The organism is Elioraea sp. Yellowstone (genome assembly GCF_006704265.1).
Classification (GTDB): Bacteria; Pseudomonadota; Alphaproteobacteria; order Acetobacterales; family Acetobacteraceae; genus Elioraea.
Genome location: NZ_VIKA01000089.1, coordinates 1 through 14,333 on the forward strand (window position 1 = coordinate 1; position 14,333 = coordinate 14,333).

Below are 14,333 nucleotides of genomic sequence, written 5' to 3' on the forward strand. Positions count from 1 at the left end.
GTGCTGCCCGACCTCGCCGCCGCGCTGGCCGCGGCGCGCGGGCCCGACGGGCTGGTGCGGCCCGCGCCGTTCCGCGATGCCGCGAGGTGCGGGCGCAACATGGCGATCGTGCTGCTGGAATGGCTCGATCGCGTGGGGGTGACGGTGCGCCGGGGCGAGGCGCGCCTCGTGCGTGCGGACCGTCTCGGCAGGCTCGCCCCCCCGTCCGCGCCGGTGCCGGGTTCCTAGCGCGGATCGCGATCGGGTGGACTCGCGGGATCGCGTGGCGAGGCGCGCGGGGAAATCCCGGGGCCGGTGCCTCGAGCGGATCGCGGGCGGCCGCAGCCGGCCGGACGGGTGACGGCGTTCGCCGGCCGATCCCGCCTATGCCCGCCCTGCCATCGCGTCGCCGGCATCCGGCGGCAGGCGCAGGCACACCGGCACGGCGAGCATCGCCACCGTCGTCACCGCCAGGAACGCGGCCGAGAAATCCGCCGCCGTCGGGTGGGCACGCCCCGCCAGCCCCATCGCCGTCTCCAGCGCCGCAGCGGCCGCCACCACCCCGAGTGTGAGCGAGACCTGCTGCGCGGTCGAATAGAACCCCGTCGCATCCGCCGCGCGGTGGCGACGGATGTCGGCGAAGGCGACGGTGTTGAAGGCGGTGAACTGCAGGCTGCGGAAGAACCCACCCACCGCCAGCACCAGGTGCATCGCCCAGATCGGCCACGCCGCGCCCATCAGACCCATCGCCCCGATCGAGGCCGCCGAGGCCACCCCGTTCGCCACCAGCAGGCGGCGGAACCCGAACCGCCGCAGCAGGGGCGCTGCCGCCATCTTCATCGCGATCGCGCCCACGCTGGCCGAGAACGTGATCAGCCCCGCCTCGGCCGCACTCCACCCGAACCCCACCTGGATCATGGACGGCAGCAGGAACGGGATCGCGCCCACGCCGATGCGGAACAGCGTCCCCGCCGCCACCGACAGGCCGAAGCTCGGCACCGCCAGCAGGCGGAGATCGAGCACCGGCCGCGCGAGGCGGCGCGCATGGCGGAGATAGGCCCCGGCCGCGATCAGCCCGGCCCCCAGCACGGACGCGGCGAGGGCGGGGCCGAACACCGGCTTGGTCAGCAATTCGCCGCCGAGGATGATCCCGGCCAGGGCCGTGCCTGAGAGCGCGAGCCCCAGCCCGTCGAGCCGGCGCGTCGCCGTGCCGCGGGTCTCCGGGATGACGCGGGTCGCGAGCGCGAGCCCGACCAGGCCCACGGGCACGTTGAGCGCGAAGATCCAGCGCCAGGAGACATGGGTGACGATGAACCCGCCCACCGGCGGGCCGATCAGCGGCCCGATCAGGGCCGGGATCGAGAGCCAGGCCATGGCGTTGACGAGCTGGCTCTTGGGCACCGCGCGGAGCAGAACGAGCCGGCCGACCGGCACCATCAGCGCCCCGCCCATGCCCTGGACAAGCCGCGCCGCCACCAGGAAGGGGAGCGTCGGGGCGAGACCGCACAGCGCCGATCCCAGCGTGAAGACCACGATCGCGGCCTGGAACACGGCCCTGGCTCCGAACCGGTCGGCGAGCCACCCCGAGGCCGGGATGAACACGGCGAGGCTCAGCATGTAGGCGGTCAGCGCCAGCGACAGCGTCACGACGTCCGAGCCGAATCCGGCCGCCATCGCCGGCAGCGCGGTGGCGATCACGGTGCTGTCCATGTTCTGCATGAACAGGGCCGCCGCCACCACCAGCGCGGTCAGCCGCGGCGGGCGGGAGGGGACGGGATCGTCGGGGCTGCCCCTCGTCACGGGCATTGACAGACGCGCATTTGGGGCTGGACAGTCCCGGGCGGCACGCCTATACCCGCCGGCTCGCAGAGAACGGGACGCGGGAGGGGTGCGTTTGCGCGCATCCCGCAGGCACCGCGGCCCCCTGGAGCCAGGGGCGAGAGATGGCGAAGAAGGTCGTCGGGTACATCAAGCTGCAGATCCCGGCCGGGAAGGCGAACCCGTCCCCGCCGGTGGGGCCCGCGCTCGGTCAGCGCGGCCTCAACATCATGCAGTTCTGCAAGGAGTTCAATGCCGCAACCCAGGCGATGGAGCCGGGCACGCCGACGCCGGTGGTGATCACCGCCTACGCCGACCGCAGCTTCACCTTCGTCACCAAGACCCCGCCCAACACCTATTTCCTGCTCAAGGCCGCCAAGCTCGAGAAGGGCGCCCAGGCGCCCGGCAAGGGGGCCAAGGTCGGCAAGGTCACGCAGAGCCAGCTCCGCGAGATCGCCCGGATCAAGATGAAGGACATGAACTGCTACGACGAGGAGGCGGCGATGCGCATGCTCGCCGGCTCCGCGCGGTCCATGGGCCTCGAGGTGGTGGAGGGCTGAGCCATGGCCGATCGTGGCAAGCGCCTGGCCGCGCTCTATCGGGATTTCGACCCGCAGAAGGCCTATCCGCTCGAGGAGGCGGTGCGGATCGTCAAGCGGAACGCCCGCGCGAAGTTCGACGAGACGGTCGAGATCGCGATGAATCTCGGCATCGATCCCCGCCATGCCGACCAGAACGTGCGCGGCATGACCTCGCTGCCCCACGGCACCGGCAAGACCCTGCGGGTCGCCGTGTTCGCCAAGGGAGCCAAGGCCGAGGAGGCGAAGGCCGCCGGGGCCGATGTGGTCGGCGCCGAGGACCTCGCCGAGGCGGTCCAGGCCGGCAAGATGGACTTCGACCGCTGCATCGCCACCCCTGACATGATGGCGCTGGTCGGTCGGCTGGGGAAGGTTCTGGGCCCGCGCGGGCTGATGCCGAACCCGAAGCTCGGCACCGTGACGATGGACGTGAAGGGCGCGGTGCAGGCCGCCAAGGCGGGCCAGGTCGAGTTCCGCGCCGAGAAGGCGGGGATCGTCCATGCCGGGATCGGCAAGGCCTCCTTCCCGGAGGAGAAGCTCGCCGAGAACGCGCGCGCCTTCATCGACGCGATCGCCAGGGCCAAGCCCGCGGGGGCGAAGGGCACCTACATCAAGAAGGTGTCGCTCTCCTCGACCATGGGGCCGGGCGTGAAGGTGGATACCGCGTCGCTGTCGCTCTGACGGCGGCGCACGGGATCCCGCGTTCCGGGCGACCGGGACGCGGGGCAGGGGGCGGCAGGATCGCGCCGCACCCGACCCTGTCCGAGACCGCGTGTGGGAGCGCGCCGCGGCGCCTCCCTTGAAGGGCCGGAAGGCCCGCAGGCGGTAGACAGGAGGAACGGATCACGAGGAGGGCGTCCGGCGCGTCCGTGCGATGCGGCGGAGGTCCCTCTCGCGGTCCGGTCTTCTGCGTCTGGACAGGCGAACCGGGCCATCCGGCTGCCGGCCCTGTCCGGAAGGCGGATGGTCCATGGGCAGTTCGGCCCGGGATGGTCCCGGGCCGGAACGATGGAGACGGGACGTGGACCGTACGGAGAAGCGGGAGGTCGTGGCCTCGCTCGCCGCCGTGTTCCAGGAGACCTCGATCGTCGTCGTCACCCGCAATGCCGGGCTGACGGTGGCGGAGATGTCCGACCTGCGCGCGCGGATGCGGGAGGCCGGGGCGACCTTCCGGGTCGCGAAGAACCGTCTGGCCAGTCTCGCCCTTCAGGGCACCCGGTTCGACGGGATCAAGCCGTGGCTCAAGGGTCCGACCGCGCTTGCGTGGTCGAAGGATCCGGTGGCGGCGGCCAAGACCGTCGTGACGTTCGCCAAGGCCAACGAGAAGCTTGTGATTGTCGGGGGTGCGCTCGGCACCCAGACGCTGGATGCGGAGGGGGTGAAGGCGCTCGCCGAGCTGCCCTCGCTCGACGAGCTCCGCGCCAAGCTGATCGGCATGATCAAGACCCCGGCCAGCCGGATCGCGAGCGTGCTCGCGGCTCCGGCCGGGCAGGTGGCCCGGGTGATCGGTGCCTATGCACGGAAGGACGAGGCGGCCTGAGGGCCTTCCGAGGACGTGACGGCGCGGTCCGGATGGTCCGGGTCGCGCGCAGAAGACTGGAAACCGCAAGAGACAAGGACTGGAACAATGGCTGATCTGGCGAAGCTGGTGGACGAGCTGTCGAGCCTGACCGTGCTCGAGGCCGCCGAGCTCTCGAAGATGCTGGAGGAGAAGTGGGGCGTGTCGGCGGCCGCGCCGGTGGCGGTGGCGGCGGCTCCCGCGGCGGGTGCCGCGGCCGCGCCGGCGGCCGAGGCGCAGACCGAGTTCACCGTCATCCTGGCCAAGGCCGGCGACAAGAAGATCAACGTGATCAAGGAGATCCGCACGATCACGGGGCTCGGCCTGAAGGAGGCCAAGGACCTCGTCGAGGGCGCGCCCAAGGAGGTGAAGGCGGGCGTGAGCAAGGACGAGGCGGAGAAGATCAAGAAGGTGCTCGAGGAGCAGGGCGCGACCGTCGAGATCAAGTGATCGGACGCGACGTCACGCACGGCGCCGCTCCCGATCGGGTGGAGGTCCCTGATCGGGTGAGGGGGCGCGCGAACAAGCCTGCGGCCACCTCGGCCGCCATCCGGCGCCGGGCGGGGGTGACCCTCCTCCGCCCGGCCGCTGCCGTTCCGGCAACCGGCCGCCGCTCCGGCCGGGCAGGGTCCGCCATTCCGGGTGTCACGGCGTGAGCCAGCATGGGGGCAGGTCGATGATCGGTTCGTTCACGGGCAGGAAGCGCATCCGCCGCAGCTTCGGGCGTATCCCCGAGGTCGCGCCGATGCCGAACCTGATCGAGGTCCAGCGCGCCTCCTACGAGGGCTTCCTGCAGATGCATGTCAGCCCGGATGCGCGCACGCATTCCGGCCTGCAGGAGGTGTTCAAGTCCGTCTTCCCGATCGACGACTTCGCCGGGCGCGGCCGGCTCGAATTCGTGCAGTACGAGTTCGAGGAGCCGAAATACGACGTCGAGGAGTGCATGCAGCGCGGCATGACCTATGCCGCGCCGCTCAAGGTGCGGCTGCGCCTGATCGTGTGGGACGTCGACGAGGACACCGGCGCGCGCTCGATCCGCGACATCAAGGAGCAGGACGTCTACATGGGCGACATGCCGCTCATGACGGACAACGGCACCTTCATCGTGAACGGCACCGAGCGGGTCATCGTCTCGCAGATGCATCGTTCGCCCGGCGTCTTCTTCGACCACGACAAGGGCAAGACGCATTCCTCGGGCAAGTACCTGTTCGCCGCGCGGGTGATCCCCTATCGCGGCTCCTGGCTCGACTTCGAGTTCGACGCCAAGGACATCCTCTATGTGCGCATCGACCGCCGCCGCAAGCTGCCGGTCACCACGCTGCTCTACGCGCTCGACAGCGCGGCGACCGAGGCGCTGCGCGCGGCGCGGGCCGCGGCCGGCGAGGAGTTGGAGCCGGGCGAGGTGCGCGGCATGGACGCCGAGGAGATCCTCGCCGCGGTCTATGGCCGCGTGGTGTTCACGCGCGGGCCCAAGGGCTGGAGCCGCGCCTTCGATCCGGAGGCGTTCCGGGGCGTGAAGCTGCTCGACGCGCTGGTCGACGCCCGCACCGGGCGGGTGGTCGCCGAGGCCGGCACGAAGCTCAACCAGCGCGCCGCGCGCCGGATCGCCGAGGCCGGCACCACCGAGGTGCTGGTCGGCCGCGCCGACCTGCTCGGCCGCTTCGCCGCCGAGGACATGGTGAACCTCGAGACCGGCGAGATCTATCTCGAGGCGGGCGAGGAGATCACCGAGCCCAAGCTCGCCGCGATCGAGGCGGCCGGGTTCGAGACGCTCGCCACGCTGGCGATCGACCAGCAGACCGGGCCCTGGCTGCGCAACACCCTTGCGCTCGACAAGAACTCGAACCGCGACGAGGCGCTGCTCGACATCTACCGCGTGATGCGCCCGGGCGAGCCGCCGACGCCGGAGACGGCCGAGGCGCTGTTCAAGGGCCTGTTCTTCGACCCCGAGCGCTACGACCTCTCCGCGGTCGGGCGGGTGAAGATGAACATGCGCCTCGGCTTCTCGACCGAGGAGGTGCCGGACACGGTGCGCACGCTGCGCAAGGCCGACATCCTCGCGGTGGTGAAGACGCTGCACGAGCTCAAGGACGGGCGCGGCCAGATCGACGACATCGACAACCTGGGCAACCGGCGCGTCCGCTCGGTGGGCGAGCTGATGGAGAACCAGTACCGGGTCGGGCTCCTGCGGATGGAGCGGGCGATCCGCGAGCGCATGAGCTCGGTCGACATCGACACGGTGATGCCGCACGACCTGATCAACGCCAAGCCGGCGGCGGCGGCGGTGCGCGAGTTCTTCGGCTCCTCGCAGCTCAGCCAGTTCATGGACCAGACCAATCCGCTCTCGGAGGTGACGCACAAGCGCCGCCTCTCGGCGCTGGGCCCGGGGGGGCTGACGCGCGAGCGCGCGGGCTTCGAGGTGCGCGACGTCCACCCGACCCATTACGGCCGGATCTGCCCGATCGAGACCCCCGAGGGGCCGAACATCGGCCTGATCAACTCGCTCGCCACCTACGCCCAGGTGAACAAGTACGGCTTCATCGAGACGCCCTACCGTCTCGTCAGGAACGGCGTGGTGCAGCCCGAGATCCGCTACCTCTCCGCCATGGAGGAGGAGAAGCTGGTGGTCGCCCAGGCCGACGTGCCGATCGGCCCCGACGGGCGGATCCTCGGCGAGCTCGTCTCGGTGCGCAAGGGCGGCGACTACGCGATGGTGCCGCCCGACCAGGTCACCGCGATCGACGTGAGCCCCAAGCAGCTCGTCTCGGTGGCCGCGGCGCTGATCCCCTTCCTCGAGAACGACGACGCCAACCGCGCGCTGATGGGCTCGAACATGCAGCGCCAGGCGGTGCCGCTGATCGAGGCCGAGGCGCCGCTGGTCGGCACCGGCATGGAAGGCCCCGTGGCGCGCGATTCCGGGGCCGCGATCATGGCGCGCCGCGCCGGCGTGGTCGACCAGATCGACGGCGCGCGCATCGTCGTGCGCGCGACCCGCGCGGACGGCACGACCGAGGGCGTGGACATCTACCGGCTGCGCAAGTTCCAGCGCTCCAACCAGTCGACCTCGATCAACCAGCGTCCGCTGGTGCGCGTGGGCGACGTGGTGCAGGCGGGCGACATCATCGCCGACGGGCCCTCGACGCAGCTCGGCGAGCTCGCGCTGGGGCGCAACGTCCTGGTCGCGTTCATGCCGTGGAACGGCTACAACTTCGAGGACTCGATCCTGATCTCCGAGCGCATCGTGCGCGACGACGTGTTCACCTCGATCCACATCGACGAATTCGAGGTGATGGCGCGCGACACCAAGCTCGGCCAGGAGGAGATCACGCGCGACATCCCGAACGTCGGCGAGGAGGCGCTGAAGAACCTCGACGAGGCCGGCATCGTCTACATCGGCGCCGAGGTCCGGCCGGGCGACATCCTGGTCGGCAAGGTGACGCCGAAGGGCGAGAGCCCGATGACGCCGGAGGAGAAGCTCCTGCGCGCGATCTTCGGCGAGAAGGCATCCGACGTGCGCGACACCTCGCTCCGGCTGCCGCCGGGCGTGTCGGGCACGGTGGTGGATGTGCGCGTCTTCGCCCGCCGCGGCGTGGACAAGGACGAGCGTGCGCTCGCGATCGAGCGGGCCGAGATCGAGAGTCTCGCCAAGGACCGCGACGACGAGAAGGCGATCCAGGAGCGGTCGTTCCTGAACCGCGTGAAGGAGAAGCTGATCGGCAAGACCGCCGCTTCGGGCTTCAAGGGGCTGAAGGCGGGCACGGTGATCGACGAGGCGGTGCTCGCCGAGATCCCGCGCGGCGCCTGGCGCAACATCGTCGTCTCCGACGACGCCACCATGGCCGAGATCGAGCAGCTCAAGCGCGAGTTCGACGAGGCGGTGCGCCGGCTCGAGGCGCGCTTCCTCTCCAAGGTCGAGAAGCTGCAGCGCGGCGACGAGCTGCCGCCCGGCGTGATGAAGATGGTCAAGGTGTTCGTCGCGGTGAAGCGCAAGCTGCAGCCGGGCGACAAGATGGCCGGGCGCCACGGCAACAAGGGCGTGGTCTCCAAGGTGGTGCCGATCGAGGACATGCCGTTCCTCGAGGACGGGACGCCCGTGGACATCGTGCTGAACCCGCTCGGCGTGCCGAGCCGCATGAATGTGGGCCAGATCCTCGAGACCCATCTCGGCTGGGCCTGCGCGGGGCTGGGGCGGCAGATCGGCGAGGCGCTGGATGCGGCGCGGCGGACCGGCAACTTCGCGCCCCTGCGGCAGAAGCTCGAGGACGTCTACGGCAGCGCGATCTACCGCGAGCAGATCGCGGGCATGGATCAGGCCGAGCTCGCGGAGCTGGCGGGCAACCTGCGCGCCGGCGTGCCGATCGCAACCCCGGTGTTCGACGGGGCGCGGATGGACGACATCGAGGCGATGCTCGAGAAGGCGGGCCTCGACAAGTCCGGCCAGGTGACGCTGATCGACGGTCGCACCGGCGAGCCGTTCGAGCGCAAGGTGACGGTGGGCTACATCTACATGCTGAAGCTGCACCACCTGGTGGACGACAAGATCCATGCGCGCTCGATCGGGCCGTACAGCCTCGTCACGCAGCAGCCGCTCGGCGGCAAGGCGCAGTTCGGCGGCCAGCGCTTCGGCGAGATGGAGGTCTGGGCGCTCGAGGCCTACGGCGCGGCCTACACGCTGCAGGAGATGCTGACCGTGAAGTCGGACGACGTCTCCGGCCGCACCAAGGTCTACGAGGCGATCGTGCGCGACCAGGACACCTTCGAGGCCGGCATCCCGGAGAGCTTCAACGTGCTGGTGAAGGAGCTGAAGTCGCTCGGGCTCAATGTCGAGCTCGAGAACCGAGGCGCCTGAGCGGGCGGCGATCCGACGGGGGTGCCGTCCGCGCCTGAGAGTTCCGTTCGCAGTGCCGGGGCGCATCCGGCAGGAGCGAGGATGAGACGATGAACGAGCTGATGAAGATCCTGGGCCAGCAGTCGGGCGCCCTGACCTTCGACCAGATCCGGATCTCGATCGCGAGCCCGGAGCAGATCCGCTCCTGGTCCTACGGCGAGATCAAGAAGCCGGAGACGATCAACTACCGCACCTTCAAGCCGGAGCGGGACGGCCTGTTCTGCGCGCGCATCTTCGGGCCGATCAAGGACTACGAGTGCCTGTGCGGCAAGTACAAGCGGATGAAGTTCCGCGGCATCATCTGCGAGAAGTGTGGCGTGGAGGTGACGCTCGCCAAGGTGCGGCGCGAGCGCATGGGCCACATCGAGCTCGCCAGCCCCGTGGCGCATATCTGGTTCCTGAAGTCGCTGCCTTCTCGCATCGGCCTGATGATCGACATGACGCTGAAGGAGATCGAGAAGGTCCTCTACTTCGAGAGCTACATCGTGCTCGAGCCCGGGCTGACCGATCTCAAGCTGCACCAGCTCATCAGCGAGGACCAGTACCAGGCGAAGATCGACGAGTTCGGCGAGGACGCGTTCTCGGTCGGCATCGGCGCGGAGGCGCTGAAGAGCGTGCTCGCGGGGATCGACCTCGCCGCCGAGAAGACGCGGCTGCGCGTCGAGCTGAAGGAGACCACCTCCGAGGCGAAGCGCAAGAAGCTGGTCAAGCGGCTGAAGCTGATCGAGGCCTTCCTCGAATCCGGCGCGCGCCCCGAGTGGATGATCATGGACGTGATCCCGGTGATCCCGCCCGAGCTCCGCCCGCTCGTGCCGCTCGACGGCGGCCGCTTCGCGACCTCGGACCTCAACGACCTCTACCGGCGCGTGATCAACCGCAACAACCGCCTGAAGCGGCTGATCGAGCTGCGCGCACCCGACATCATCGTGCGCAACGAGAAGCGCATGCTGCAGGAGGCGGTCGACGCGCTGTTCGACAACGGACGGCGCGGCCGCGCGATCACGGGGGCCAACAAGCGGCCGCTGAAGTCGCTCTCCGACATGCTGAAGGGCAAGCAGGGGCGGTTCCGCCAGAACCTGCTCGGCAAGCGGGTCGACTACTCGGGCCGGTCGGTGATCGTGGTCGGGCCGGAGCTCAAGCTGCACCAGTGCGGTCTGCCGAAGAAGATGGCGCTCGAGCTGTTCAAGCCGTTCATCTACTCCAAGCTCGAGAAGTACAACCTCGCCACCACCATCAAGGCCGCCAAGCGGATGGTGGAGAAGGAGCGGCCGGAGGTGTGGGACATCCTCGAGGAGGTGATCCGCGAGCACCCGGTGCTCTTGAACCGGGCGCCCACGCTGCACCGGCTCGGCATCCAGGCCTTCGAGCCGGTGCTGATCGAGGGCAAGGCGATCCAGCTCCACCCCCTGGTGTGCACGGCGTTCAACGCCGACTTCGACGGCGACCAGATGGCGGTGCACGTGCCGCTCTCGCTCGAGGCGCAGCTCGAGGCGCGCGTGCTGATGATGTCCACCAACAACATCCTCAGCCCGGCGAACGGCAAGCCGATCATCGTGCCGAGCCAGGACATCGTGCTCGGAATCTACTACCTGAGCCTCGAGACCAGGGAGTACGAGGAGACGCCGGACGATCAGGCGCCCGCCTTCACCGGCATGGGCGAGATCGAACAGGCGCTCGCGGCCGGCGCGATCACGCTGCACAGCAAGATCCGCACCCGCCGCGAGGCGGTCGGCCGGGACGGCGCGCCGGTCGTCGAGCGTGTCGTGACGACGCCCGGTCGGATGATGATCGGCGCGATCCTGCCGCAGCACCCGAACCTGCCCTATGCGCTGGTGAACCGCCAGCTCACCAAGCGCGCGGTCTCGGACGTGATCGACGCCGTCTACCGCCACTGCGGCCAGAAGGAGAGCGTGATCTTCGCCGACCGGCTGATGGGGCTCGGCTTCCGCGCCGCCGCCAAGGCTGGGATCAGCTTCGGCAAGGACGACATGATCGTGCCGGCCGCGAAGCGCGAGCTGATCGCCAAGACCGAGGCCGAGGTGAAGGAGTTCGAGCAGCAGTACCAGGACGGCCTGATCACCTGGGGCGAGCGCTACAACAAGGTGGTCGACGCCTGGTCGCGCTGCACCGAGGAGGTCGCCGCGGCGATGATGAAGGAGATCTCCAAGCGCGAGGCCGGCAAGGAGATCAACTCGGTCTGGATGATGAGCCACTCCGGCGCGCGCGGCTCGCCCGCGCAGATGCGCCAGCTCGCCGGGATGCGCGGGCTGATGGCCAAGCCCTCCGGCGAGATCATCGAGACGCCGATCATCTCGAACTTCAAGGAAGGGCTGAACGTGCTCGAGTACTTCAACTCGACGCACGGCGCCCGCAAGGGTCTCGCCGACACCGCGCTCAAGACCGCCAACTCGGGCTACCTGACGCGGCGCCTCGTCGATGTCGCGCAGGACAGCATCATCGTCGAGGAGGATTGCGGCACCGAGCGGGGGATCACCGTGCGCGCGGTGCTGGACGGCGGCGAGGTGGTCGCCTCGCTCTCCGAGCGCATCCTCGGACGGACGGTGGCGAAGGACGTGCAGGACCCGGTGACGGGGGCGGTGATCGCGCCGCGCGGCACGCTGATCGGCGAGGTCGAGGCGGATGCGATCGAGCGCGCGGGCGTGGAGAGCGTCTACATCCGCTCGGTGCTCACCTGCGACAGCCGCACCGGCGTCTGCGCCGCCTGCTACGGTCGCGACCTCGCGCGCGGCACCCCGGTGAACATCGGCGAGGCGGTGGGCGTGATCGCCGCGCAGTCGATCGGCGAGCCGGGCACGCAGCTCACCATGCGCACCTTCCACATCGGCGGCGCCGCCCAGCGCGGCGCCGAGCAGAGCCAGGTCGAGGCGGCGGGCGACGGCATCGTCACGGTGAAGAACCGCAACGTGGTCGTGAACAGCCAGGGCGTGCCGATCGTGATGAGCCGCAACTGCGAGCTCGTGCTGCTCGACGACCAGCGGCGCGAGCGCGCGCGCTACCGCGTGCCCTACGGCGCCAGGCTGCTGGCCGACGAGGGGGCCCAGGTCGCGCGCGGCCAGAAGCTCGCCGAGTGGGACCCCTACACCCTGCCGGTGATCACCGAGCGTTCGGGCATCGTCGACTACGTCGACCTGATCGAGGGCGTGACGGTGGTCGAGCGGGTGGACGAGGCGACGGGGCTGTCGTCCAAGGTGGTGGTCGACTGGAAGCAGGCGGCCAAGGGTGCGGATCTGCGCCCGCGCATCGTGCTGCGCGACGAGAAGGGCGAGATCGTCAAGCTGCCGAACAACGCGGAGGCCCGCTACTTCCTCTCGGTCGACTCGATCCTCTCGGTCGAGAACGGCGCGAAGGTGAACGCCGGCGACGTGCTCGCGCGCATCCCGCGCGAGAGCTCGAAGACGCGCGACATCACCGGCGGTCTGCCGCGCGTGGCCGAACTCTTCGAGGCGCGCCGGCCGAAGGACCACGCGATCATCAGCGAGATCGACGGCCGCGTGGAGTTCGGCAAGGACTACAAGGCGAAGCGCCGCATCGTGGTCAAGAACGACGAGACCGGCGAGGAGCGCGAGTACCTGATCCCGAAGGGCAAGCACGTCTCGGTGCAGGAGGGCGACTACGTCCGGATCGGCGACCCGCTGGTCGACGGCCCGCGCGTGCCGCACGACATCCTGAAGGTGCTGGGCGTGGAGGCGCTGGCGAACTACCTCGTCAACGAGATCCAGGACGTCTACCGGCTGCAGGGCGTGAAGATCAACGACAAGCACATCGAGGTGATCGTCCGCCAGATGCTGCAGAAGGTGGAGGTCGAGGATCCGGGCGACACGACCTTCCTGGTCGGCGAGCAGGTGGATCGCATCGAGTTCGAGATCGAGAACGAGAAGCGGATCGCCGCCGACGAGCGTCCCGCCAGGGCCTTCCCGGTGCTGCAGGGCATCACCAAGGCCAGCCTGCAGACCCACAGCTTCATCTCGGCCGCCTCGTTCCAGGAGACGACGCGGGTGCTGACCGAGGCGGCGGTGGCCGGCAAGGTCGACACGCTGGCGGGGCTGAAGGAGAACGTGATCGTCGGGCGGCTGATCCCGGCCGGCACGGGCAACGTGATGATGCGGCTGAAGGCGCTCGCGGCGCAGCGCGACAAGGGCCGTGCCGTCACCGCCGAGACCCCCGCGCTCACCGGCGAGGGGGCGGCTGCCGCGTAGCGGGGCGGGCACTGCCCTCCCCGCCCCGGCCCGCGCCATGCGCCATGACGTGGCCAGGTCTGCGGGCGCCTCCCGCGCCGGCCACGCTTGACGGGGTGGGGGTGCGGGGCTAGGTTCCGCGGCCTTGCCGCCCCCGGGCCTCGAGGGGCGGCGGGAATGCGATGTGAGCGGCTCCGGTGCCGCTGCCCCCCAGGGGTGGCCGAGGTCGGGGTCGAAGGTTCGGGCGCGCGAGCGCGGCTGACGCCGTGGCTCGCGGCGTCGTTTGTGTCGAGTGTCGTTGAGGGCCGGGCGCCGGCGCGACGAGAGGAACGGGATGCCGACGATCAACCAGCTGATCGCCAAGGGCCGCGAGCCCAGGCGGAAGCGCAACAAGGTCCCCGCGCTGCAGGGCTCGCCGCAGAAGCGCGGCGTCTGCACGCGCGTCTACACGACCACGCCGAAGAAGCCGAACTCGGCGCTGCGCAAGGTCGCGAAGGTGCGGCTGGTGAACGGGTTCGAGGTCGTCTCCTACATCCCCGGCGAGGGCCACAACCTCCAGGAACACTCGGTGGTGATGATCCGCGGCGGGCGCGTGAAGGACCTGCCGGGCGTGCGCTACCACATCCTGCGCGGCGTGCTCGACACGCAGGGCATCGCCAAGCGCCGCCAGCGGCGCTCGCTCTACGGCGCCAAGCGGCCGAAGTGACGGGGAGGGGCTGAACCATGTCGCGACGCCACCGCGCCGAGAAGCGCGAGGTCCTGCCGGATCCCAAGTACGGCGACGTCGTGCTGTCGAAGTTCATGAACGCGCTGATGTACGACGGCAAGAAGAGCGTCGCCGAGGCGATCGTCTACGGCGCGCTCGACACGGTGAAGCGCCGCGCCGGCGCGAATGCCGATCCGCTGCGCGTGTTCCACGAGGCGATGGAGAACGTGAAGCCGGCGGTCGAGGTGCGCTCGCGCCGCGTCGGCGGCGCGACCTACCAGGTGCCCGTCGAGGTGCGCGCCGAACGGCGCCAGGCGCTGGCGATCCGCTGGATCATCGATGCCGCCCGCAAGCGCGGCGAGCACACGATGCAGGACCGGCTCTCGAACGAGCTCATGGACGCGGCGAACAATCGCGGCGCGGCCGTCAAGAAGCGCGAGGACACGCACCGGATGGCCGAGGCCAACCGGGCCTTCTCGCACTACCGCTGGTAACCCACCCGAAACGCTGACCGGACGCCCCACGGAGAACGACCATGGCGAAGGCGAAGTTTGAGCGGACGAAGCCGCACTGCAACATCGGCACGATTGGTCATGTGGACCATGGCAAG

General features: G+C 69.9%; 10 protein-coding genes. 9 read left to right on the top strand and 1 reads right to left on the bottom strand.

What is annotated here, in order from left to right; genetic code table 11:
- Positions 1-228, top strand: a 228-nt coding sequence (locus tag FK498_RS12590; protein ID WP_202614839.1) for a SelB C-terminal domain-containing protein, incomplete at its 5' end; no start/stop codon positions are given.
- A 135-nt stretch (positions 229-363) separates the two neighbouring features.
- On the opposite strand, the gene FK498_RS12595 is transcribed toward FK498_RS12590, so the two are convergent.
- Positions 364-1,785, bottom strand: a complete 1,422-nt coding sequence (locus FK498_RS12595; protein WP_141855075.1) for an MFS transporter — start codon at positions 1,783-1,785, stop codon at positions 364-366.
- Between the two features lie 137 nt (positions 1,786-1,922).
- Between FK498_RS12595 and rplK the strand changes: the two genes are divergently transcribed.
- From rplK to rpsG, 8 genes are all read left to right on the top strand, one after another.
- A complete protein-coding gene (rplK, locus tag FK498_RS12600; protein ID WP_141855077.1) occupies positions 1,923-2,357 on the top strand; it encodes a 50S ribosomal protein L11 in 435 nt (144 codons plus the stop codon).
- A gap of 3 nt (positions 2,358-2,360) precedes the next feature.
- Entirely contained in the window at positions 2,361-3,056 is a 696-nt protein-coding gene (rplA, locus tag FK498_RS12605) for a 50S ribosomal protein L1 (protein WP_141855079.1), read from the top strand.
- Positions 3,057-3,396: 340 nt separating this feature from the next.
- Positions 3,397-3,915 (top strand): 50S ribosomal protein L10, encoded by a 519-nt coding sequence (gene rplJ / locus FK498_RS12610; protein ID WP_141855082.1) that lies wholly within the window; start codon positions 3,397-3,399, stop codon positions 3,913-3,915.
- Between the two features lie 87 nt (positions 3,916-4,002).
- Entirely contained in the window at positions 4,003-4,383 is a 381-nt protein-coding gene (gene rplL, locus FK498_RS12615; protein ID WP_141855084.1) for a 50S ribosomal protein L7/L12, read from the top strand.
- A gap of 226 nt (positions 4,384-4,609) precedes the next feature.
- On the top strand, positions 4,610-8,782 hold the full coding sequence (rpoB, locus tag FK498_RS12620) for a DNA-directed RNA polymerase subunit beta (protein WP_141855086.1): 4,173 nt from the start codon (positions 4,610-4,612) through the stop codon (positions 8,780-8,782).
- A gap of 89 nt (positions 8,783-8,871) precedes the next feature.
- On the top strand, positions 8,872-13,038 hold the full coding sequence (rpoC, locus tag FK498_RS12625) for a DNA-directed RNA polymerase subunit beta' (protein ID WP_141855089.1): 4,167 nt from the start codon (positions 8,872-8,874) through the stop codon (positions 13,036-13,038).
- 313 nt (positions 13,039-13,351) lie between these two features.
- A complete protein-coding gene (rpsL, locus tag FK498_RS12630; protein WP_019016592.1) occupies positions 13,352-13,723 on the top strand; it encodes a 30S ribosomal protein S12 in 372 nt (123 codons plus the stop codon).
- A gap of 17 nt (positions 13,724-13,740) precedes the next feature.
- Positions 13,741-14,217, top strand: a complete 477-nt coding sequence (gene rpsG, locus FK498_RS12635; protein WP_141855090.1) for a 30S ribosomal protein S7 — start codon at positions 13,741-13,743, stop codon at positions 14,215-14,217.
- The last annotated feature ends 116 nt before the right edge of the window (positions 14,218-14,333 follow it).